The organism is Streptomyces sp. NPDC056948 (assembly GCF_042674225.1).
GTDB lineage: Bacteria > Actinomycetota > Actinomycetes > Streptomycetales > Streptomycetaceae > Streptomyces > Streptomyces purpurascens.
This window is the reverse complement of record NZ_JBHUQX010000096.1, coordinates 1-24,209: the sequence shown is the minus strand read 5'-3', so window position 1 is coordinate 24,209 and position 24,209 is coordinate 1. Positions and strand designations below refer to the sequence as shown.

Here is a 24,209-nt window from a genome sequence, read left to right as displayed (position 1 = left end):
GACGTACTCGGGCCTGCCGAGCGCCTCCCGGGTGCCGGGTGTCAGCAGCGGCAGGACGCGTCGGGCGCAACTGGTGCGCAGTTCGGCCGTGCCCTCGTGGTCGGGGCGCAGACACAACAGCATGACGTGGTCGGGGCGGTGGGGGTGGAAGGCGTTCTCGGTGTGGAAGGTGAGTTCGACCGAGCCGACGTTGCCCTGGACCGTCTCCTGGCCGGGCACCGGCACGACGTCCTGGACGAGGGCGCCGCACTTCTCCGCCGCGAACGCGGCCGGGTCGCCGAGCCCGGCCGCGAACAGCAGCAGCGTCGCCGCGGGCAGGGACGGGCCGTGTTGGACCGAGCCCTTCACCCTGGGAGTGGGCGGCAGGTGCGCGGCTCCGATGGGGAGCCTCCTGAGGACGAGGGCGCCGTCGGGGCCCGAATGCCTGCGGAACTCCCTCACGGTGCGCCGTATTTCGGCAGGGACGTCCTCCCAGGCGTGCCGGGCGAGGGCCACCCATGCCGGGTCGTCGACCCGGTCGCCCGCCTGGTCCAGCAGTTCCGCCGCCACATGGCCGAGCCGGACCAGGGTACGGGCGTCGTACCGCACCGTGTCGTCGGCGCTCGCCGGGGCGTACGGTGCCTCCGTCATGTCGACGCTGCTCACGTGCGTGTTCCCTTTCGTCCGCTGCGTCCGCGTCACTCGCCCATGGCCCGGACGAGGCTCTTGGGGCGCAGGTCGGTCCACTCGCGCTCGACGTACTCCAGGCAGGCGGTGCGGCTGTCCGGGCCGAAGACGGTGGTCCAGCCGGCGGGCACGGCGGTGAAGTCGGGCCACAGCGAGTGCTGTCCCTCCTCGTTGGCCAGGACCCGGTAGGTGCCGTCGGGGTTCTCGAAGGGGTTGGTCATGACGGATCGGTGTTCCTTTCGGGAGCCGGGAGGCGCTTCGCCTCCCGGTGTGGGGGAGTTGGGCCACGGTCCCGCCCGGTGGTCCGGGCGGTGTGGCCCGCTCATCAGGTCGATGAGGAGGGCGGCGAGCAGGGACTCGCGCGAGCCGTCCACCGGCGGTCGGTGCGAGTGGTCGGAGGGGTGCTCGGAGGAAGCCGGGCCAGCGAGGCCGGCCCGCGCGGCGCGCCTCACCGTTCGACGAAATCCCAATAGCGGGAGATCGCGGCCTCGTCGATGTTCGGGATCGCGACCGCCAGATCCCGCAGCCGGTGAAGCGTCCTGTCGTTCTCGAACTCCAGGGTCGGCTGCCGCGGCTCCGGCGCGTTCCTGGCGTGCTCTTCGAGATACGCCTGGTAGGGCAGGATCGGCAGGTCCTGTCCCCGTTCGCTCGCGCGCCGCAGGCGGTTCAGCCAGACGGTGAGCGGGACCGCCTCGGAGACCGTCCCGCGCATCCGGTCGTAGCCGCTCATGAAGACACCGGCTCCGACGCTGCGCGGGTGGTGGAGGTGGTGCACACGGGCGGTTCCCGTCCCGGCCAGGATCAGCCCCACAAGGGCGCGGGCCAGGACATCGACGGGGAGCAGCGCTTCCTCCAGATCCGGTCCGACCGGATGGCAGCCGAGCGCGGCGCAACTGGTGAGCAGTCGGGAGAACATGTCGTCCGGACCGACGGCACCGGTCGAGGTATGCGCCCAGATGCGGCCGAGCCGGTGGATGCCGCCGGCGGCCCCTCGCTCGAAGGCACGCTCCACGAGCCGGTCCGCGACCCATTTGCTCGCCGCGTATCCGTTCCCGAACGGGTGTTTCTCACCGTCGGTCGGTGAATCCTCCGTGACCAGCCGGGAGTCCTGGCCGGGCCTGAACACACCGAGGGTGGAGAGGTGGTGAAACGCCTTCGGCCGGCCTTCGGCGGCCAGGCGCAGCAGGGTTCGGGTGCCCTCCACGTTGGCCGGCTTCAGCCGGGTGTACGGCGAGAGGTGATGGACGTGTGCGCCGCTGTGGACGATCGTGTCGACCCGCTCTCGCAGCCTCGCCCAGTCCGCGGGGTCGAGGCCGAGGTCCACTGCAGCCAGGTCCCCCCGGACGACATTCAGCCGCGGATCGTCCGGCACCGGCCCGATGCCGTAGCGCCGCATGGCCCCGGTCAGCCGCTCGCGCGCCTCGGCGTCGGTCCGCGCACGGACGAGGCAGTGCACCCGGGCCGATGTCCGGAGCAGCAGCTCGGCCAGGAGGAAGGCTCCGACGAACCCCGTGGCCCCGGTCAGCAGAATCTCCCGAGGACCACCGGCATGCGGGTCGGCATACGGCACGTCGGATGAGCCGGCGGGGGATGTGCCCGACGTGAAGCGCAGGACGGGACTCAGCTCGGCTTCCGAGTCCGGCACCCACGACGCGGCGTGCGGGCCGCCCCCGGTGAGGTGGCGGGCCAGTCCCGCCGGGGTCGGTGCTTCGAGAAGCGCCGACAGGCTGAAGCGGACCGCCAGCGTCTCACGGATCCGGCCGGCCAGACGGATGGCGAGCAGGGAGTGACCGCCCAGTGCGAAGAAGTCGGCGTCGGCGGAGATCTCGGGCACGTTCAGCACTTCGGCGAACAGGGTGCACAGATGGGCCTCTTGTGGGGTGCGGGGGGCGCGGCCGGTGCCGGCGGCGGTGTTCGGCGGGGCGGGCAGCGACCTGCGGTCGAGCTTGCCGTTGGGGTTCAGTGGGATTTCGTCGACCTCGATGAAGGTGGACGGGACGAGGTAGGGGGGTAGCGTCGCGGCGAGCTTGGCCCGTAGGTCGTCGGGGTCGAGATACGCCGTTCGTTCGCTGCGGGTCCGTGGGGGCTGGTCGCGCAGTTCCCCGCGCTCCTTACGGGGCACGATGTAGGCGACCAGCTTCTGGTCCCCCGGGCGGTCCTCTCGGGCTGTCACGGCGGCCTGTGCGACTTCGTCAAATGCTGTCAGCGCGGCCTCGATCTCGCCCGGCTCGATCCGGTAACCCCGGATCTTGACCTGGTCGTCGACGCGTCCGGCGTACTCCAGCACCCCTGCACGGTTCCAGCGGGCCCGGTCGCCCACCCGGTACATGCGGGTGCCGGGCGGGCCGTACGGGTCAGCGACGAACCGCTCGGCACTCTGGCCGGGCCGCCCGGCGTAGCCGCGGGCGAGGCCGGCGCCGGCGAGGTACAGCTCGCCCCACACACCGTCGGGGACGGGCTGGAGGTGGTCGTCCAGCACGTACACGCGCGCGCCCCCGATGGGGCGGCCGATGGGCACCGGTCCCGTGGCGAAGTCGTCGTCCGGTTCGAGCCGGTGGACGACACAGCCGACGGTCGCCTCCGTGGGACCGTACTCGTTGATCACCACGGCCTTGGGGTGCCGCTCGCGCCATGCCTGCAGGGCGGTGCCGTCGAGGGCCTCGCCGCCGATGACCAGGTTCCGGGCGTCGCTGACGCGGTCGGGCAGCGACTCCAGCAGCCGTAGATGGCTCGGGGTGACCTTGAGCAGGTCGGGGGTGGGGGTGTCCTCGTCCAGTTCGCCGAACCGCACCCGGCCGCCCGTGATCAGCGGTGTGAACAGTGTGGTCACCGGCATGTCGAAGGCGAGGGAGGTGTGGACCAGGGACTCGCCCGAGGCGGCCGGGTACATCGCCGCGGCCTCCGTGAGATAGGCGGCGAGCGAGCCGTGTTCGACGACCACTCCCTTCGGGCGGCCCGTCGATCCGGAGGTGTGGATCAGGTAGGCGGCCTGGTGGGGGTGGACCCGGACGCCCGGGGCGCCGTCCGCGCCGGTTTCCGGAGCTGCGGCGAGCGCGTCCTGGTCCAGGACGATCGCGGCGCCCGCGTCAGAGACGAGGGCATCGATCCGCGCCCGCGGGTTGGCCGGGTCGATCGGCAGATAGGCGGCCCCGGTCTTCAGGACCGCGAGCAGCGCCACGATCACCTCCGGGCTGCGCGGCAGGACCACGGCGACGACGGTCTCCGGTCCGGCCCCGAGCGCGACCAGATGCCGGGCGAGCCGGCCCGCGCGGCGGTTCAGCTCCTCGTACGTCAGCTCCGTACCGTCCGAGAACTCCGTACCGTCCGCGACGACGGCCACGGCGTGCGGGGTGCGGGCCGCCTGTGCCTCGAACATCTGCGGCAGCGAGGCCTCGGGCAGCGGCCGGACCGCGCCGCCCCGCCGGGCGAGCGCGTCCTCGCGTTCGGCGGACGTGAGCAGGGGCAGGGCGTGCAGGGGACGTGCCGGGTCGGCCGTCACCTCCTCCAACAGACGCAGATAGCGGGCGGCGACGCTCTCGGCGGTGGCGCGGTCGAACAGGTCCGAGGCGTACTCGACCCATCCGGACCAGCCGCCCTCACCGCCTTCACCGTCCTCACCGCCTTCACTGTTCTCGACGAGCATCAGCGACAGGTCGAATTTGGCCCGGTCGCCCGGCACATCCTCGACGGTCACCTCCAGTCCGGGCAGCGTGGGAGCGACCGGCTCCTGATTTACCGTCAGCATGACCTGGAACAGCGGGTGCCGGGAGCGTGAGCGCGCCGGCTTCAGGACTTCGACCAGCCGCTCGAAGGGCACGTCGGTGTGGTCGTACGCCGCCACGTCCGTCGCTCGTACCCGGTCGAGGAGTTCCTCGAACGTGGGGTCGCCGGAGGTGTCGACGCGCAGGACCAGCGTGTTGGCGAAGAGCCCGACGAGGTCTTCGAGCGCGGTGTCCGGGCGGCCCTCGACGGGCGTTCCGATCACGATGTCGTCGCCGGAGCCGAGTCGGTTCAGCAGGGTGACGAGCGTGGCGTGCAGCACCATGAAGGCGCTGGCGCCCCGGTCTCGGCCGAGCGCATCGACACGGCGACGCAGTGCGGCCGGCACCGTGAAGGGCACCGTGCCACCACGCTGGGAGGCGACGGCCGGCCGGGGCCCGTCGGTGGGCAGCTCGATCTGGTCGGGGATCCCGGCCAGCTCCTGCTTCCAGAAGCCGACCCGGTCCGCGGGCAGTTCCCGCTCCCACAGCGCGTAGTCGGCGTATTGGACGGGCAGCGGAGCCCAGTCGGGGGCGCGGCCGGCGAGTCGCGCGGCGTAGGCCGTGGAGAGGTCCTCGGCGAGGGGCCGCATGGACGTGCCGTCACCCGCGATGTGGTGCAGGAGCAGCAGCAGGGCGTGTTCGCGGTCCCTGTCGGTGAACAGCACGGCGCGGATGGGCGGTTGCTGGTCGAGGGAGAAAGGCATACGGGCGGCCTCCGCCACGCCCGCGGAGAAGTCGGCCGGGTCGAACGAACGGATCGCGAAGCGCGGTTCGGTGTCGATGACGACCTGGTGCGGTCCGTCCGGCCCTTCCGCGATCACCGTGCGCAGCACCTCGTGGCGCCGGACCAGGTCGCCGAAGGCGTCCCGCAGGGCGTCCCGGTCGAGAGCGCCGGTCATGCGCAGGACGACGGGGATGGTGTACGTCTGCGACTGGCCGTCGAGCCGGCCGAGGAACCACATCCGCCGCTGTGCCGCCGACAGCGGCACCCGTTCGGGCCGATCGGCCCCTTCGCGCCGGACGAGCGGCGGCCGCGAGGCCTTCGTCGGCCGGACGGACAGCAGTGCGGCGAGTCGGGCGACGGTCGCGTGCTCGAAGACCTCCCGGATGGACAGTTCGGCGCCGAGGTCTGCCCGGACGCGGTTGACCAGCCGTGCGACGAGCAGGGAGTGGCCGCCGAGGCGGAAGAAGTCGTCGTCGGCGCTCACGTCGGGCACGCCGAGGACGGCCGCGAAGAGGTCCGCCACGCGCCGCTCCGCGCCCTCCGCGGGCGGTCGGCCCGAGCCCTCGGTGCTCAGGTCCGGGGCGGGCAGCGCCTTGCGGGCGATCTTGCTGTTGGCGGTCAGCGGCAGGGTCTCCAGTACGACGAAGGCGGCGGGGACCATGTAGTCGGGCAGGGCCTGTGCGACGGCGGCGCGCAGTGCGGCCGGGTCGGCCGGACAATCCGGCTCCGGTACGACGTAGGCGACGAGGCGCTTGTCGCCGGGGGTGTCCTCGCGGACCACGACGGCGGCCGCGTCGATGCCGGGCTGGGCGGTGAGGACGGCCTCGACCTCGCCGAGTTCGATGCGGAAGCCGCGGATCTTCACCTGGTCGTCCACGCGGCTGACGAACTCCAGCAGTCCCGCGGCCGTCCAGCGGGCCAGGTCGCCGGTGCGGTACATCCGGGAGCCGGGCGGGCCGAACGGGTTGGCGACGAAGCGCCCCGCGCTCAGGCCGGGACGGCCGTGGTAGCCGCGGGTGACGAGGCCGCCCGCGACGTACAGCTCGCCCGCGGTGCCGACGGGCGCCGGGCGCAGCAGGGCGTCCAGCACGTACATCTGGGTGTTCCAGGCCGGTGTGCCGATGGTGATGACGCCGGGCGGTACGGAGTCGCCGGGTTCGATGCGGAACAGACTGCAACCGATGGTGGTCTCGGTGGGGCCGTACTCGTTGAGGACGGTCACCCCGGGGTGCCGGGCACGCCAGGCGTCCAGCACGTCGCCGAGCAACGACTCGCCACCGAGGACGAGTTGGCCCCCGGGCGAGTACTCCTCGGGTACCACACCGAGCAGGTGCAGATGGCTGGGCGTGGCCTTGACGAAGTCGGGCCGGGTGACGTGGGCGTCCGGGTCGGGGCCGCTGGACGTCCAGCGGACCAGTTCCACGGTGCCGCCGGAGATCAGCGGGCCGAACATGCCGGTGGCGGTGAGGTCGAAGGAGACCGGCGAGTGCACCAGGACACGGCGACGCAGGCTCGCGTACTCGGCTGTCGCCCACGCCAGGTAGGCGACGAGCGAGCGGTGTTCGACGATGACCGCCTTGGGGCGCCCGGTCGAGCCCGAGGTGAAGATGACGAACGCGGCGTGCTCGGGACGGCGGACCACTCCGGTGAGGGGGACGGACGACTGTTCGGCGAGCGTCGGATCGTCTGTCAGGACGATTGGGGCCTCCGTCAACGGCCGTACTTCATTGGCGAGTTCGGTCGTGGTGACGACCGCGACCGGCGCGATGTCGCTCAGCATGAAGGTGAGCCGCTCCGCCGGATGCGCCGGATCCAGCGGCAGATAGCCGGCCCCCGTCTTCAGGGCGGCCAGCAGGGTCACCGGGATGTCCTCGCAGACCGGCATCAGTACGGCGACGTACCGCTCGGGACCGGCGCCGAGGGCGGTCAGGGCCCGGGCCAACCGGTTGGCCCGGGCGTCGAGTTCGGTGTAGGACAGCTCGGTGAGCCCGAAGACGACGGCGGGGGCGTCCGGCGTACGGGCCACCTGGGCTTCGATCAGGTCGGTGAGGGTCTGCGTCGGCACCTCGTGTCCGGTGGCGTTCCAGTCGGTGAGCAGCATGTGCCGCTCGTCCTCGTCCACCACGTCGAACTCGCCTACGGGGCGGCCGGGTTCCGTGATGACGTCGGTGAGCAGCCGGGTGAAGCGCTCCGCGATCCGCGCGGCCGAGTCACGGTCGAACAGGTCGGTGGCGAACTCCAGGAGCCCGCTCACCCCGCCCTCGGGCCGCTCGGTGAGGAAGAACGACAGGTCGAACTTGGCGGCCGGTGAGGCGACCGGCTGCACGCGGGCGGAGAGCCCGGGCAGCTCGACGGCGAGGTCGAGGGCCGCTTGCTGGTCGGCGTTGCTGAAGTTCAGGCCCGTCTGGAACAGGGGGTGCCGGGCGGTGGAGCGCACCGGGTTGACCGCTTCCACGAGCCGTTCGAACGGCACGTCCTGGTGGGCGTAGGCGGCCAGGTCGGCCGCGCGCACCCGGCGCAGCACCTCGGTGAAGTCGGGGTCGCCGGTGAGGTCGGTGCGCAGGACGAGGTTGTTGGCGAAGTAGCCGACCAGGGGTGCCAGGGCGTCGTCCGTGCGGCCCGCGACGGGCGAGCCGATGACGATGTCGTGGCCCGCGCCGAGCCGGTGCAGCAGGGTGGCGAGGGCTGCGTGCACGACCATGAAGACGGTCGTGTGGTGCTCGCGGGCGAGCCGTACCAGGGCCTCGTGGACCTCGGGTGCGACGGTGAAGGGCACCGTGTCGCCGCGGTGGGTGGGGACGGCGGGCCGGGGCCGGTCGAAGGGCAGTTCCATCTGCTCGGGCAGCCCGGCGAGCGTGGCCCGCCAGTGGTCGAGCTGCCGGGAAAGGACGCTCCCCGGGTCGTCTGCCTCCCCCAGGGTCTGCCGCTGCCACGCCGCGAAGTCGGCGTACTGGAGGGGCAGTTGGGCCCAGCCGGGTTCCTCGCCCTGGGTCCGGGCCGCGTAGGCGGTGGCGAGGTCGCGGGCGAGCGGGGCCATGGAGGCGCCGTCGCCGGCGATGTGGTGCAGGACGAGGAGCAGTACGTGTTCGTTCTCACCGAGGTCGAGCAGGGTGGCCCGCAGCGGAGGTCGGGTGGTGAGGTCGAACGGGGTGCGGACCTCCTCCGCCAGCCGTTCGGCGAGACCCTCCTCGTCGACACCCGCCACGCTCAGCGGCGGCACCGACGGCAGCACGACCTGGTGGGGGCCGTGTCCGTCCTCGGCGAAGACCGTGCGCAGGGCCTCGTGCCGCGCCGCCAGGTCGTCCAGGGCTGCGGTGAGCGCGGCCACGTCGAGGTCGCCGGCCAGGCGTAGCGCGACGGGCAGGTTGTACGTCGGGGACGGGCCCTCGAAGCGGTGCAGGAACCACAGCCGTTCCTGGGCGTACGACAGCGGCAGGCGTCCCTCGCGCGGCTGAGGCGTGATTCCGGTGCGGCGCGGTCCGCTCCCGGCGAGCCGGGCTGCGAGCTTCGCCACGGTCGTCGCCTCGAACAGCACCGACAGTTCGATGTCGACGTCGAGGGCGGCGCGGATGCGGCCGGCCAGCCGGGTGACCAGCAGGGAGTGGCCGCCGAGCGAGAAGAAGTCGTCGTCGATCGACACCTCGGGGACGCCGAGCACGTCGGCGAACAGGCCGCACAGGATCTCCTCCTGTGGGGTGCGCGGTGCTCGCCCGCCGGTGTGGGCGAGGTCGGGGACCGGCAGGGTCTTGCGGTCGAGCTTGCCGTTCGGGGTGAGCGGCAGCTCCTCCAGGGTGACGATCTGGGCCGGGACCATGTACTCGGGCAGCCGGGCGGCGAGCCGGTCGCGGATGTCTTCGGCGGCGTTGAGCGGGGCGCTCGGGTCGGCGGGGACGACGTAACCGACGAGCCACTGGCCGTGGACGGCCGCGGCGGCCTGGGCGACGGCCGGGTGGTCGGCCAGCGCGTCCTCGATCTCGCCGAGTTCGACGCGGAAGCCGCGCAGCTTGACCTGGTTGTCGGCGCGGCCCAGGTATTCCAGCTCGCCGTCCGCCGTCCAGCGGGCTACGTCGCCCGTGCGGTACATACGGGATCCTGGCGGGCCGTAGGGGCTCGCGACGAATCGTTCGGCGGTCAGTGATGGCCGGTCGAGGTAGCCGCGGGCGAGCTGGACGCCCTCGCAGTACAGCTCGCCGGGCACGCCCGGCGCGACGGGGGCCAGGTCGGTGTCGAGCACGTACATGCGGGTGTTGGGGACGGGGCCGCCGATCAGCACGGCGTCGGTGTCCGGGCCGGCCGGCCAGGTGGTGACGTCGACGGCCGCCTCGGTCGGGCCGTAGGCGTTGAGGAGCACGGCAGCCTCGTCCTCAGCGTACTCGTGGAACCGGCGGACCAGCTCGGCGGGCAGGGCCTCGTCGCCGGAGACGACCAGGCGTACCGAGTCCGGCAGCCGGGTCTCTGCGAGGTAGGCCCCCAGCATCGAGGAGCTGAGGTGGACGACGCCGACGTGCTCCTGGCGCATCAGCCGTTCCAGGTAGAGCGGGTCGCGATGGCCGTCGGGGCGGGCGACGACGAGGGTGCCGCCGTGGGCGAGGGTCCAGAAGACCTCCCACACCGACACGTCGAAGCTCACCGGGGTTGACTGCAACACCCTCTCGGTGGCGGTCAGTTCGTGGTCGCGCTGCATCCACCACAGGCGATTGCCCATGCCGGCGTAGGTGTTGACGGTGCCCTTGGGGCGGCCCGTGGAGCCGGAGGTGTAGATGACGTAGGCGGCGTTGTCGCCGTGGACCGGAACGCTCGGGTTCTCCGTCACCGATCCACTGTCGGGCGCGATCCGGTCGAACCCATCCACGTCCCGGTGGGATATGAGCAGGGTCGCGCCGGAGTCGTCGAGGATGTACGCGATCCGGTCGGCGGGATAGCCGGTGTCGATGGGCACGTACGCGGCGCCCGCCTTGATCACCGCCCACAGCGCCACGATCAGCTCCACCGAGCGCGGCAGCATCACCGCGACCCTCGATTCGGGGCCGACGCCCCGGTCGCGCAGGGCGTGCGCGAGGCGGTTCACGCGAGTGTTGAGCTCGCCGTACGTGACGCGCTCGCCCTCGAAGAGGACGGCCTCGGCGTCCGGGTCCTGCGCCTCGAAGCGCTCCACGACCGAACGCGGGTCGTCCCACGCGAGGCCGGTGGCGTTCCAGCCGTGCAGCACCAGGGCGCGGTCGTCGGCGCCGAGCACGTCCACCTGGGACAGCCGCTGTCCGGGGTCGGCGGTGACGCCCTCCAGGACGCGTACGAAGCGGGCCGCGAAGCTCTGCGCCGTACGGCGGTCGTACAGGTCGGTGGCGTACTCCAGGCGGCACAGCAGCCCGCCGTCCTCGTGGACGTGACAGTCGAAGTGCACGTCGAACTTGGCGGTGCCGCTGGTCACCGGGCCGGGGTCGGCGGTGACGCCGGGCAGGTCGAAGCGGGCCTCGGTGAGGTCGAGCCAGGCCAGCATGACCTGGAAGAAGGCGTGCCGGGAGCGGGAGCGCTCCGGGTTCAGCTCCTCCACCAGACGCTCGAACGGCACGCCCTGGTGGGCATACGCCGCCAGGCCCGTCTCGCGGACGCGGACCAGCAGTTCCTCGAAGGTCGGGTCGCCCGAGGTGTCCATGCGGTAGACGAGGGTGTTGATGAAGACGCCGACCACGTCGTCGAGCACCGAGTCGGGCCGGTCGGCGATCACACCGCCGAGCGGGATGTCCTCGCCCGCGCCGAGCCGGGTCAGCAGCAGGGACACGGCGGCCTGGAGGATCATGAACGGGGTCGTGCGGGTACGGCCGGCCAGATCCAGCATCCGCTGGTAGAGCTCCGCGTCGACGGGGAACTCCACGTGGTCGCCGCGGTGTGTGGCCACGGCCGGGCGGGGCCGGTCGCCGGGGAAGGTGACCTCGGGCGGGAGGCCGTCGAGGTGCTCCTTCCAGTAGTCGATCTGGCGCGGCAGGTCCGCGGCGAGCGTCTCGCGCTGCCAGATCGCGAAGTCCGGGTACTGGACTGTGAGTTCGGGGAACCGGGGCGCGTCGCCGTCGAGCCGGGCCCGGTAGGCGGCGGACAGATCCTCGGTGAGGGGTCGCAGCGAGGCTCCGTCGGTGGCGATGTGGTGCACCACGAGGAGCAGGACGTGGGTGTCCGGCCCGATCGGGTAGAGCGTGGCCCGCAGGGGCAGGTCGCGGGTGAGGTCGAAGGGGCGGCCGGCGGAGGCGGCCAGATCGGGGGCGGGGCCCGCATCCCGTACGACTTCCATGGTGAAGCCGGTGTCCGGGGGCCGAACGATCTGGTGCGGGCCGTCGGCGTCCTCCGGGTACAGGGTGCGCAGCGCCTCGTGGCGGGCGACCAGGTCGGCGAGCGCGGCACCGAGCGCGTCCGCGTCGAGCGGGCCGGCGAGCCGGACCTGGATGGGGATGTTGTACGTTCCCGAGGCGCCCTGGAGCCGCTGGAGAAACCACATGCGTTCCTGGGCGAACGACAGCGGGACGCGGCCGGGCCGCTCCTCGGCCATGATGCGCTTGGCCTGTGGGGCCAGCCGGGTCAGCCGTTCGGCGACGCCGGCGACGGTCGGCCCGGCGAAGACGTCTCGCAGGGAAAGGTCGACGCCGAACTCGTCGCGGACGCGGTGGACGAGGCGGATCATCAGGATTGAGGTGCCGCCGAGCGCGAAGAACTCGTCGTGCACGCCGACCCGTTCGACGCCGAGCACGTCGGCGGCGATGGCGCACAGCTTCTGCTCCTCGGGCGAGCGGGGCTCGCCGCCCGTGACGGTGGCCGTGGCCTTCGCGGGAGCGTCGGCCGTACGGACGCCGGTGACCAGCAGCCGGCCCTCCTCGCCCACGGTGATCAACTCACCGGCTCTGACGTCGAGTTCGGCTGCGGCGCTGTCGAGCAGGTCGGCGAGGTGGTCGGCGATGCGTACGACGGCCGAGGCGTCGAAGGCGCTGGTGAGGTAGGAGAACCTCAGCCGCAGCCGCTCGCCGGGGAAGACGGACAGGCTGACCGGGTAGTGGGTGCGCTCGACGAGGTCTGCGTGGGCGAGGCGCAGTCCGCCGGCCTCGATGCCGTCGTCCATCGGGTAGTTCTCGAAGGCGACGATGGTGTCGAACAGCGCGTCGAAGCCGGACGCGCGGGTCAGCTCCGCCAGGGAGGCGTGCTGGTGGGCGTCGAGAGAACGCTGCTCGTGCTGGACCCGGGTCAGCAGGGCGGACAAGGGCTCGTCCGGATGGATCCGCACGCGGACCGGCAGGGTGTTGACGAACAGCCCGACCATCGACTCCGCGCCGGGCAGCTCGGGCGGGCGCCCGGAGACGGTCGCGCCGAACACGACGTCGTCACGGCCGGTGAAGCCGCTCAGCAGCAGGGCCCACAAGCCCTGTACGACGGTGTTCAGGGTGAGCCGGTGCGCACGGGCGGTCGCCGACAGGGCGTCGGTCAGCGCCTCGGGCAGAACGAGTTCGTGGACGTCGTGGCCGTCCGAGGCGCGGTCGGCGGGGGCGAGCAGGGTGGGTGCGGTCAGGCCGGCGAGATGTTCGCGCCACGCCTCGGCGGAGGCCTCGTGGTCCTGTCCGCGCTGCCAGGCCAGGTAGTCGCGGTACGGCGGGGCCGGGGGCAGGTCGGCGCCACCGTACAGGCTGAACAGGTCACGTACCAGCAGCGGCAGGGACCAGCCGTCCAGCAGCAGGTGATGGTGGGTCAGGACGAGTCGGTTACCGAGGGCGGTGAACCGCAGCAGGGGCGGCCGTACGACGCTGAAGCCGCGCGTCCGGTCGCGGGCGAGGAACGCCTCCACGTCGTTCTCGTCCCGCTGCTCCCACGGCACCTTGACGTCGGTGGGGACGACCTGGACGGGGGCGCCGGCCGAGCGGCTGCGGAAGGCGGCGCGCAGGTTGGGGTGGCGGTGCAGCAGCGCGGTGGCGGCGTTCCTCATCCGCTCGGTGTCGAAGCCGCCGTCGATCTCCAGGACGAGCTGGCCGACGTACGGGTCGTCGGGTTCGTACAGCGCGAGGAAGAGCAGACCCTCCTGGAGCGGGGAGAGCGGCAGCACGTCGGTGGCGCCGCGCAACCGGTCCAGTTCCTCCTGGGTGATCCGGACCAGGGGTACGTCGGAGACGGTGAGTCCGCCTCGCGTGTGGACGGCGAGTTCGGCGAGGGCCGCGGTCCATGCCTCGGCGAGGGCGCGGACGTCGGTCTCCGTGAGGACGCCCGAGGGGTAGGTCCACTCGGCGGTGAGCTCGCCGTCGCGGACGTGGGCGTCGATCTGGAGGGCGTGGGTGAGCGCGAGTCCGTCGTCGGCGAGGAGTTCCACGGCCGTCGCGTCGTCGGTGAGGCGCCAGCCGCCGAGGTCCTGTGCGTCCAGGCGGCCCAGGTAGTTGAAGGAGATCTGGGGCGTGGGCAGACCGGTGAGGTGGTCGCGGAGCAGGTCGTGGCCGCGGCCGCCGTGCGGGACGGCGCGGAGCCCCTCCTTGGTGCGCTTGAGCAGGGCGGGGCCGGTCTCGGTGCTGGCGGCGAGGCGGACCGGGTGGATGCGGGTGAACCAGCCGACGGTGGTGGACAGGTCCATGCCGTCGGGGAGGTGGTCGCGTCCGTGGCCCTCCAGGTCGACCAGGACCGGTCCCTCGCCCCGGTGGCGCTGTACGGCGGCCGAGAGCGCGGCGAGGAGGATGTCGTCCGGGGTCGCCCGGTAGGCGGTGGGCAGCGTGGTCAGCAGGGTGCCGGTGAGGTCCGTCGGGACGGTGACGGTGATCGAGCGGGCGGTGCCGTGGACGTCCTGGGCGGGGTCGAGGGGGCGGGCGCCGAGGACGGGTTCGGGGGTGGACAACAGGTCTGTCCACAGCGGGAGTTCGTCATCGGGGGTGTGGGGGTGGGCGGCCCAGCGGCGCAGGGAGGTTCCGGCCGGGGACAGTTCGCCGTCCGCGAGGGCCTCGGCGAGGTCGGTCAGCAGGATGCGCCAGGACACGCCGTCCACGACCAAGTGGTGCAGGACGAGCAGCAGTCGGCCGGAGTCGAACCACACGGCCCGGACCATCGCGCCGTCCTCGGGCGACAGTGCGCGACGGGCGGCCTCCTTGTGGGCGGCCACGTCCTCGTCCGGGGCGCGGGTCAGGCAGTCCTCGGCCCGTACGGCGCCCACGGGCCGGATGTGCCGGCCTCGCATGCGCAGGGCGTCGTGGCGGTCGAGAACGCGTTGCAGGGCCGCACCGAGTCGGTCGTACGACAGGCCGGGCCCGGCGGTGAGGAGAAGGGACTGGGCGAACCCGGCGGTGGGGCCGCCGCGTTCGGCGAGTCGCCGGGCCATCGGCGTCTCGCGGAGCTCACCGACCGGGTCGTCCTCGACGGGCGTGGGCGCCGGTGCCGTGGTCACCGCTGTGGAGAGGCGGGCGACGGTCGGGTGGTCGAAGACGTCCTGGGGGGTGAGGTTCAGGCCCTGGCGGCGGGCGCGGCTGACGAGCTGGATGGCGTGGATGCTGTCCGCGCCGAGGGCGAACAGGTCGTCGTCCACGCCCAGTTCGGGCCGGTTCAGCAGGTCGGCGGCGAGGGCGAGCAGGGTGTGCTCGGTGGTGGTGCCGGGTGCGCGTCCGCTGACCGGCCGGTCCGGGGCGGGCAGGGCTCGGCGGTCGATCTTGCCGTTGGGGGTGACCGGGATCGAGGGCAGGACGTGGACGCCGACGGGCACCATGTGGGCGGGCAGCAGGGTCGCCAGGTGGGTCCGGGGATCGGTCCGCGGGGTGCCGGTCACATAGCCGACGAGCTGCCGGGCGCCCGCCGCCGAGTCGTGGACGAGGACCACGGCCTGTTCGACGCCGGGCACCTCGGCCAGCACGGCCTCGACCTCGGCGGGTTCGACCCGCTGGCCGTTGATCTTGATCTGGTCGTCGGCGCGTCCGACGAACTCCAGGTCTCCGACGGCCCGTCGGCGCACCAGGTCGCCGGTGCGGTACATACGGGTGCCGGCCGGGCCGTGGGGGTCGGCGACGAAGCGCTCGGCGGTCGGGCCGGGGCGGTCGAAGTAGCCGCGGGCGAGCTGGACGCCCGCGAGGTACAGCTCGCCGGTGACGCCGTCCGGGACCGGCTGGAGGGCCGGGTCGAGCACGTAGGCACGGGAGTTGTGGGTGGGCGTGCCGATGGTGACGGGCACGCCGGGGGCGCAGGCGTGGGAGGTGGCGGTCACCGAGAACTCGGTGGGGCCGTAGGAGTTGTGGAGCTCGGCGCCGCATTCGCGGTGGAAGCGCTCGGCGAGCCCCGAGGGCAGGGCGTCGCCGCCGCAGCTGACCATGCGCAGCGAGTCGACGGGCTCGTACTCGTCGAGGAACAGGCCGAGCATCGCCGGGACGAAGTGGATGACGGTGACCCGCTCGTCGCGGACCAGTCGGGCCAGGTAGGCCGGGTCGCGGTGGCCGTCGGGGCGGGCGACGACGAGGGTCGCGCCGCGGGTGAGGGTCCAGAAGACCTCCCACACCGACACGTCGAACCCGACCGGCGTCTTGTGCACGACCCGGTCAGCCGGGGTCAGCCGGTACTCGTCCTGCATCCAGGCCAGCATGTTGGTGATGCCGGCGTGGGTGACGACGGTGCCCTTGGGGCGGCCGGTGGTGCCCGAGGTGTGGATGACGTAGGCGGCGTGGTCCCCCCGCAGGGCGACGCCGGGGGCGGTCTCGGGCTCTCCCGCGCCGAGGGTTCGTACGTTCTCCTCGTCGATGACGAAGGACGTACGGGAGTCGGCGAGGACGTAGGCGATCCGGTCGGCCGGGTAGCCGGTATCGACCGGCACGTACGCGGCACCGGTCTTCAGCACCGCCCACAGCGCGACGATCAGGTCGAGCGAGCGCGGCAGTCGCACGGCCACCCGCGACTCCGGCCCCACTCCGCGTCCGCGCAGGGCGTGCGCTAGACGGTTCACGCGGGCGCCCAGTTCGCCGTACGTCAGCCGCTCGCCCTCGAAGACGACGGCCTCGGCGGCCGGGTCCTGTGCCTCGAACAGCTCCACCAGCGAGCGCGGGTCGGTCGCGCGGTCGGTGGTGTTGTGGGCGTGGAAGCGCTCCCGCTCCGTGTCGGCGAGCAGATCGAGGGCGCCGATGGGCAGCTCGGGGTGCTCGGTGGCGGTGGTGAGGAGGCGTATGTAGCGCTCGCGGTGGGCGGCGGCGGTCTCCGGACTGAAGCGGTCCGGGTGGGCGTTGACCACGATCTCGATGCCGTCCGCAGCCCTCGGATCGCCGAACGCGTGCAGGGCCAGGTCGCGGACCGGACCGGAGGCGAGCGGGTGGGCCTCGGCCTCGACGGTGCCTAAGGAGCAGCGGGGGGAGGCGAACGACAGGAGGTTCACGGACGGGCCGCCGAGGCTTCCCGGGTGGGACGCGACCGAGAGGTCACGGCGCAACAGCTCCTGTGGGTAGCGCTGGTGCCGGGTCGCCTCATTGACCCGGGCGGTGATCCGGTCGAGCAGCTCGGTGAAGCTCGTGGAGCCGTCGACGGGCACGCGCACCGGGACTTCGTTGACCAGCATGGCGGGGGTCGCCAGGGCGTGCGGGCTGAGCCGGGCGGCCATGAACACCCGGACGACGACGTCGTGGGCGCCGGTGACGCGGTGGGTGTAGGCGGCCATGGCGGCGATCACCGGCAGGGACCAGCGGGACCCGCTGAAGCCGCGCAGCCGGTGCGTCACCTCCTTGGGCAGCCGACCGCTCGCGCTGGGCAGGCTGGGCGCGAGACCGGTCGTGCCGGAGCCGATTTCCGTGGACTCGGGCAGGTCGGCGAACTCATTTCGCCAGTAGGCGCCGTCGTCCTGCCGGCGTTCCGAGGCGCGGTAGGACTCCTGCTCGGCCAGGACCTCACGCAGACTGCCGAAACCGGAGGGAGGCGGCTCCTCGCCGGCGCCGAGCGCCGTGTACGTCTGCAGCAGCCGACCGCAGTGCAGGACCTGTCCGCGGCCGTCGAGGAGGATGTGGTGGTAGCCGAAGTGAATCCAGTGCCGGTCGGGTCCGAGGCGCAGCAGGGTGTGCCGGAACAGCCGGTCCTTTCCGTTCAGGGGAAACGGCCGTGTTTCCGCGGCGTCGATCCAGGCCAGAGCTGCGGCGGCCGGGTCGGCCTCGCCGCTCACGTCGACGTGATCCAACTCGCCCTTCACGGACGGGTCCAGGACCTGGCGCACCTCTTCGCCGTCGTCGTGGAAGCGGACCTGCAGCGCCTCGGTCTCGGCCACGGTCCGCCGCACGGCGCGGGCCAGCAGGGTGTGGTCCACCGGTCCGGGGACATCGAAGTAGATGCCGCAGGTGAACAAGGGGCTGTCGGGGGAGAGGCGCTGGGCGACCCACACCCCGTGCTGGGCCGCCGTGAGCGGTAGCGCCGTGTTCATCGTCAGGCCTGCTTTCCGCCGACCAGCTCGGAAAGGGCCGTGCTCAGTGCGTCGACCGTCGGGTGGTCCCAGGTCAGGGCGTTGTCCACGGTCACCTCGAACTCGTCCTCGATGTCGGCGGTGATGGCCAGCGCCGTCAGGGAGTCCAGGCCGTAGCCGGCCAGCGGCACGGACGTGTCGATGTCTTCCGGTGAACGGCGCAGATAGGTCGCCACGCGCTCGGTCAGCCAGGTGTGCACGTCACGGTTGCCAGCGGTCATGAGGGGGGTCCACTTTCTTGAGCGGAGGATGAGGAACAGGCCGGGCCGCGGGGCGGCAGGGCGCGCCCATGAGGGTGAGCACGTGCCGGACCGCGTACGGGCTCGAGGTGGCCGGTGGGCCTCAGACGGCGAGTGGTCTTCCGGCCAGGCCGAAGGAGCGGCCGGTGTCGCGACGGTCCAGGAGTTCGGTGAGGAGCGCGTCCTCGACCTGGGCGGGCGGCGGTCCCGGACGGTGCGGCCCCGGGGCCGAGCGGTGCAGGGCCGCGCGCAGCCAGGCGGGGTCGGCCAGGAAGTTCCCTGGCTCGGCGTGCCGCCAGACCTGGACCCAGGCGGTCCGGGACAGCAGGCGGACGTACCGGGTGACGAGGTCGTAGTACTCGGGGCGGGCGTCGACACCGAGTTCTACCGGCGACAACTGGACGCACACACCCGCCAGTTCGGCCAGCTCCGTGCGATCGGCGGCGATGACGTCCCGCAGGTCGGCGTGCTCAGGCGCCCAGGGCGCGTCGAGAAGGGCGTGCAGGGAGCCTGCGATCGGGTCGCGGCCCGCTGCGTGCAGGGCGAGTAGGTCGTACGGCAGCGGCGGCAGCGGCTCGGCGAGGGCGTACAGGTCGGCGGGGGCCTGCGTGCCGGGCCGGTCCCAGGTGCGGCGGGCCAGCAGGGGAAGCTGTGGGAGCAGGCTCATCTGGCAGGCGGCGCGCGCGATGTGGCCGAAGCCGACCGGGGCGAGGTCTCGCAGCAGCTTCTGGAACAGCGCGGTGGGGCCCTCGCGCAGATAGAAGTGGGCGCCGAGGAGTTCCGCGAGCCGGTCCATGGCCTCCAGCAGCAGTCGGGACACCTCGAACTTGACCGCGGAGGCGTACACGCTCGCCGCGCCGGGCACCAGGTGCAGCGCACGGGCACCGACCGCGCCGAGCGCCTCGGCACGCAACAGGTCGGCGAAGACGCCGGCCAGTACCGATCGGACGTGCGGGAGGGTGGTGGCGGGGCCGCCGTAGAGCCGGCGCCCGGTGAGGTGATCGACGGTGAGGCGCAGCCCGGTGTCGAGGATGCCGGTGGCCATCGCGGGCAGGACCGTGCGGGTGATCTGCAGGGCCTTCAGGGCCGTCTCCAGTCCGGAGCCGACCGGGCCGAGGACGGCGGAGGCGGGCACGGGCAGGTCGGCGAAGCGCATCCCGCCGAGCTGGACTCCGCGCATGCCCACGGTGCCGTAGCGCGGCAGATCGGCCAGGTGGGCGGGGTCGGCGCTCGCGCGGTCGACGAGGACCAGGGTGTGGCTGCGCGGGCCCGAGCTGGGGTCGGTGCGGGCGAGGACGACCATGGCGTCGGCGCGCGCGATGTTGGTGACGACCTCTTTACGGCCGCTCAGGCGCAGACCGTCCGGTGTGGCGGTCGCTCGGAACTCCGTGCCGGCCATGTCGTTGCCGTGCGCGAGCTCGTGAAACGCGATGGCGATTCGGCGGCCGTCGAGAAGCAGGCGGGCGGCGTGCTCCTTCTGGGGTTCGGCTCCCGCGGTCCACACGGTGACGCCGGCGATGAGCGAACTGGCGCCGTAGCCGAGGCCGAGCGCGGGGTCGCGGCGGTAGAGAACCCGTATCACCTCGGCGAGGTGGTCGGCCCGCACGAGACGCCCGCCGAGCTCGGGCGGGACCAACTCGGAGTTCAGTCCGTAGGAGTGCAGCAGGGACTCTCCGGCGGCGAGCATCTCCGCGCGTTCGTCGGCGGCGAGGATCGCGGTGGTGCCGGTGGGGTTGGCCGGGTCGGAGAGGCTGCCGAGGAGGTGTTCGAGTTCGTCGGCGCGCTTGGGGGCGAGGCCGGTCGTGGCGGTGGTCATGCGGCACCTCCCCAGAGGGTTAACTCCGTTGCGGGTGTGGTGAGTACGACGTCGGCCAGGGCGTCGAGGACGGCGGTGGCGTCCTCGCCACCGCTGCCATGGCTGCCGTCGCTGCCTTCCTCGCCGAGCAGGACGGTCAGGCAGGCCCGTAGCCACAGGCCGTCCGTCGCGAGCCGACCGGTGCGCAGGGGCGGGTTCTCCAGCCACAGCAGAAGGCAGGCGGCAGCGGCGTAGGCGCGTTCGTAGGCCTCGGCCATGCCGAACGCCGTGCTGGGCAGTCCGCCCACGACGGGGACGAAGTCGGCCGACTCCGCTTCCAGCCGGACGAGTTCGGTGAGCAGCCGCTCGATGAGGGGTGCCGCCCGCGGTGGCCCTTGGTCGCGTATGCGCGCCGCCATGTCGGGCAGGGCCTGTACCGCGCTGCATCCCGTGACCGACAGCATCGTCAGACGGTCGCGGTCGAAGGGCGGCAGGGGGGCGGTGAGGTCGGCGGCTGCTCGCAGACCCTCGACGTCGGTGCGGCGACGACTCAACTGGCGTGTCAGGCGCGGCATTTGATTGAGGAGGGAGGCGCGGTTGACGGCCGTGCTGCCGTCGAAGATCGCGCAGATGCGGTGGTCGCGCTCCAGCTTGGCGAAGCCGCCGCCCGGCGGCGAGGTGAGGAAGCCGCGCACGCCGAGGAGTTCTCCGAGGGAGGTGAGCGTCTCCTGGGTGAGGGTCGGGACGTATGCCTTGGTGAGCGCCGAGATCGCGCTCAGTTCGCCGGGCAGGGTGTGCACCGAGCGGGCGGAGAGCAGGCTCACGGCCTCGACGGTCAGTGCGGCGGCGGCCGCCCGGCCGAGGATGCGCCGTATGTGCGGGATGTCGGCGAGGCGACGGCCGTACAGCTCGCGTCCGGTCGCGAAGTCGCGGGCCAGCCGCAGGGCGTGGTCGGCGGCGCCGAGGGAGAGCGCGGTGCAGGCGATACGGGTGAGCTGGAGGGTCTTGAGGACCACGGCGATCCCGTCGCCCCGCTCACCGATGAGGGCGTCGGCCGGCACCGGGGCGCCGTCGAGGGCGAACCCACTGATGTCGGCGCCGCGGATGCCGTGCGTCCGGACCTTGGGCAGGTTGCGCCAACTACCCTCCGGCAGCCGCCTCTTGTCCACGAGGAAGAGGCTGAAGCCGCGTCCGCCGCCCGCGCGGTCGGTGCGGGCGAGGACGCAGGCGAGGGTGGAGCGGGTGGCGTTGTTGATGAGCCACTTCTCGCCGGTGAGCCGCCAGCCGCCGCTGCCGTCGCCATGACCGTTGGCGTTACCGGTGCCGGGGCCATCTGCCGCGTCCACGTCCGTGTCGGCCACCGCCGCGAACTCGCTCGCCAGCAGGTCGGCTCCGTGGTCGCGCTCGGTCAGCCCCCAGCAGACCACCTCGCCGGCACGTACGCGCTCGGCGAGCCGGGCGGCCTGGTCCGGGGCGCCGGCCACCCACACCGGAGCGGCCCCGAGGAACGTCTTGCCGTGCGCGATGGCCAGGGTCAGGTCGCGGCGGGCGACGGCGCGCAGCAGCCGTACCGTCCGGCTGAAGTCGCCGTCCGGGGAGAGGACGTAGTGGGCGGGCAGCCCGGCGTCGTCGAGGAGGCGGACGGCGCCGTCGGGGAACTCCTCGCGGTCGTCGAGTTCGGCGAGCGCGTCGGGGGCGAGGACATCGTGGGTGGCGAGCAGGGTCTGCAGGTCGGCCGTTGTGGTCATCGTGCGGTCACCCGCCGGTGGTCGGTGAGGGCGGTGGTGAGCAGCGGGTCCTCGGCGAGGTGCAGGGTGTCCAGTTCGCCCGCGAGGTAGAGGGCGCGCATCGCGGAGCGCTGCACCTTGCCGCTGGTGGTGCGCCGTACGCCGGCGGGCCTGACGAGGGCGACGGCCGCGACCGGTACGCCGAACTCGCGGGCGACGGTCTGCTTCATGTCCACGGCGATCTCGCCGAGCCGTTCGGCACCCCAGTGGGCGCGGATCTCGTGCACGGCGACGATGGCAGGGGCGGTGTCCACGCCGTCGTCGTGCCCGACCAAGAAGGCGGCCCCGTGCAGGCCTTCCAACTCCTCTTGCTGGGAGCGCAGTTCGTACTCGATGTCCGCGGGGTGCAGATTGCGTCCGTGCAGGACGAGGACGTCCTTGCGGCGGCCGGTGATGTACAGGTCGCCGTCGAGCAGGCCGCCGAGGTCGCCGGTGCGCAGGAACGGGCCGCGTCCGTCGCTCGTGCGGGCGTGGAACGTGGCGTCGGTGGCGTCGTCGTTCTCCCAGTAACCGGCGGTGACGCAGGGGCCGTCGAGCCAGATCTCGCCGATGTGGCCGTCGGGCAGGGCGTCGCCGGTGTCGGGGTCGACGATCAGTGCGTCGGATCCGCTCGGCGCCCCGCATCCGACGAGGACGCGGGACCGGTGCGTGCCGGTGGCGGGCCGCAGCTCCCGGTTCTCCAGGGCGGCGGCGTCGACCTCGGTGCGCAGAGGTGGCCGCCCGGTGGTGCCGGAGGCCATGAGCGTCGCCTCCGCCAGGCCGTACACGGGGATGAGCGCCTCGGGCCGCAGTCCGGCGGCGGCGAACCGCTCGGTGAAGGCGGTGACCACGTCGGCTCGGACGGGCTCGGAGCCGTTGGCCGCCTTGAGCCGGGACAGGTCGAGCGTGGCGAGCTGCTCGTCGGTGACCCGGCGTACGCACATCTCGTAGCCGAAGTCGGGTGCGGCGGTGAAGTTGACGTCGCAGGCGTCCAGCATGCGCAGCCAGTGGAAGGGGCGGCGCAGGAAGGACATGGGATCCATCTGGACGTACCCGTTCCCGCGCAGGAGGCCGGGCAGCATCAGGCCGATCAGCCCCATGTCGTGGTACAGGGGTATCCAGCCGCCGTACGTCGTGCCGCTGTCGTTGCCGAACATGCGGACCATGCGGTCCACGTTGGCGACCAGGTTGCCGTGGGTGACCATGACGCCCTTGGGGTCGCCGGTCGAACCCGAGGTGTACTGGAGCAGGGCCAGGGTGTCGGGTGACACCTCGGGAGCGGTCCAGGCCTCCGGGTCCCCGTCCTCGGCGTCGGTCGGGTGGCAGACCGCCCCGACGACGCCTTCCTCGGCGATCCACTTCTCGACGTCCTGGAGATCGCCCTGCTGCGTCAGGATGGCGCGCACCCCGGCGTCGCGTGCGATGGCGGCGAGCCTGCGGCGCTCGTGGCGATAGCGGCCCGGCAGTGGGGCGGGGACGGCGATGAGGCCGGCGTGGACACAGGCGGAGAAGGCGGTGGTGAACTCGATTCCGGGGGAGTAGAGGAGCAGAGCCCGGTCTCCTGGTGAGAGCCGCTCCTGGAGCCAGGAGGCGATGCGCCTTGAATGCAGATCGAGTTCCGCGCGGTCGCGCACTGTCCGTCTGATGTCAGGTAAGTCCGAAACGAGGGTCACGGCTGGCTGCTGCGGATTACGCGCTGCCTGTTCCCTCAGCGTCGTGAGTAATTCTCGCACGACAGAAACCGTACGGAATCACGATCCTCGCACGGGTAGTGAAACATTCAAGGAACCTTCAAGTAATTCCATCGAAGGCACAAGAAAATTTGAACGTTCCATAAGCGACTTCGGTCATCGGTAGAACGTAGAACGGGTTTGTGCATACCCCAACCGCGGCCATCGCCGTACAGGGACTACGAAAGAAGTTCAAGGAGAGGCACGCCTTACGTGGCGTTGACCTGGAGGTGAGCCAGGGCGAGGTCCTGGGGCTTCTGGGCCCGAACGGAGCAGGAAAGACCACGCTGGTAAAGATTCTTACGACCCTCCTCAAGTCGGATTCCGGCCATGCTTTCGTCAATGGCTGGAATGTGGCGGTCGAACCGGAGAAAGTACGCTCCAGCATTGGACTGGCCGGCCAGTATTCGACGGTCGACGGTTTGCTGACCGGCTTCGAGAACCTGTATCTCGTCGCGAAACTGCGCGGTGTGGGCCGCCATACGGCCCGCCGCCTCGCGGATGACCTGCTGTCCCGGTTCCGGCTCACCGACGTGGCGGGGCGCCCGGCCGGCACCTACTCGGGAGGTATGCGCCGACGGCTGGATCTGGCCGCCGCGCTCGTCGGTTCCCCACCCCTGGTCGTCCTGGACGAGCCGACGACCGGGCTCGACCCCGAGAGCCGGCTCGACACCTGGGAGGCGGTCGGTGAGCTGGTCGCCGGCGGCACCACCATCCTGCTGACGACCCAGTACCTGGAGGAGGCGGACCGCCTCGCCGACCGGATCACCGTGATCGACCGGGGACAGGTCGTGGCCGAGGGCACCAGCGACGAGCTGAAGGCGGCTGCCGGCAACCGGCTCGTCGTATGTGTCGCCGAGGACCACCAGCTCGACGCGGCGGCACGCGCCGCGCAGCGGGCCACCGGCGCCACCCCGACGGTGGACCGCCGTGCCCGGCGTGTGGAAGCGGCCGCCGCCGACGGCCGGGCCGCACTGGGCCGCGCCCTGACCGCGCTTGAGAGTGAGCAGGTCGAGGTGCTGGAGATCGGGCTCAGCCGCTGCACCCTCGACGACGTGTTCCTCGGCCTGACCAGCCGCGCCCGGCGGGAGGCGGCCTGATGACGGCGAC

At 72.3% G+C, this 24,209-nt stretch carries 7 protein-coding genes and 1 pseudogene; 1 reads left to right on the top strand and 7 read right to left on the bottom strand.

Translation table 11 applies throughout. The annotated features are described in order from the left end of the window. The 7 genes and pseudogenes from ACFTZL_RS15020 to ACFTZL_RS14990 all read right to left on the bottom strand — a co-directional run. Positions 1 to 645: pseudogene (locus ACFTZL_RS15020) on the bottom strand (L-asparagine oxygenase); the annotation flags it as partial. Between the two features lie 32 nt (positions 646 to 677). Next, entirely contained in the window at positions 678 to 887 is a 210-nt protein-coding gene (locus ACFTZL_RS15015) for an MbtH family protein (protein WP_382581699.1), read from the bottom strand. Positions 888 to 1,114: 227 nt separating this feature from the next. Then, on the bottom strand, positions 1,115 to 17,530 hold the full coding sequence (locus ACFTZL_RS15010) for an amino acid adenylation domain-containing protein (RefSeq protein WP_382581697.1): 16,416 nt from the start codon (positions 17,528 to 17,530) through the stop codon (positions 1,115 to 1,117). A gap of 2 nt (positions 17,531 to 17,532) precedes the next feature. After that, the gene (locus ACFTZL_RS15005) at positions 17,533 to 17,790 is read right to left on the bottom strand and encodes an acyl carrier protein (RefSeq protein ID WP_382581695.1); all 258 of its coding nucleotides are present in this window, start codon (positions 17,788 to 17,790) and stop codon (positions 17,533 to 17,535) included. 121 nt (positions 17,791 to 17,911) lie between these two features. Further along, positions 17,912 to 19,624, bottom strand: a complete 1,713-nt coding sequence (locus ACFTZL_RS15000) for an acyl-CoA dehydrogenase (protein WP_382581693.1) — start codon at positions 19,622 to 19,624, stop codon at positions 17,912 to 17,914. Then, complete coding sequence (locus tag ACFTZL_RS14995; RefSeq protein ID WP_382581691.1) at positions 19,621 to 21,351, bottom strand: acyl-CoA dehydrogenase family protein; 1,731 nt, start codon at positions 21,349 to 21,351, stop codon at positions 19,621 to 19,623. The genes ACFTZL_RS15000 and ACFTZL_RS14995 overlap by 4 nt, the downstream gene beginning before the upstream one ends. Next, a complete protein-coding gene (locus ACFTZL_RS14990; protein WP_382581689.1) occupies positions 21,348 to 23,102 on the bottom strand; it encodes a fatty acyl-AMP ligase in 1,755 nt (584 codons plus the stop codon). Before ACFTZL_RS14990 ends, ACFTZL_RS14995 begins: the two co-directional genes overlap by 4 nt. 140 nt (positions 23,103 to 23,242) lie before the next feature. Between ACFTZL_RS14990 and ACFTZL_RS14985 the strand changes: the two genes are divergently transcribed. Next, positions 23,243 to 24,199, top strand: a complete 957-nt coding sequence (locus ACFTZL_RS14985; RefSeq protein WP_382581687.1) for an ABC transporter ATP-binding protein — start codon at positions 23,243 to 23,245, stop codon at positions 24,197 to 24,199. Positions 24,200 to 24,209 lie beyond the last annotated feature (10 nt).

Coding starts and splice junctions, on each gene's coding strand:
- ACFTZL_RS14995 (WP_382581691.1), bottom strand. CDS start 21,351: ATGACCACAACGGCCGACCTGCAGACCCTGCTCGCCACCCACGATGTC.
- ACFTZL_RS15010 (WP_382581697.1), bottom strand. CDS start 17,530: ATGAACACGGCGCTACCGCTCACGGCGGCCCAGCACGGGGTGTGGGTC.
- ACFTZL_RS15015 (WP_382581699.1), bottom strand. CDS start 887: ATGACCAACCCCTTCGAGAACCCCGACGGCACCTACCGGGTCCTGGCC.
- ACFTZL_RS15000 (WP_382581693.1), bottom strand. CDS start 19,624: ATGACCACCGCCACGACCGGCCTCGCCCCCAAGCGCGCCGACGAACTC.
- ACFTZL_RS15005 (WP_382581695.1), bottom strand. CDS start 17,790: ATGACCGCTGGCAACCGTGACGTGCACACCTGGCTGACCGAGCGCGTG.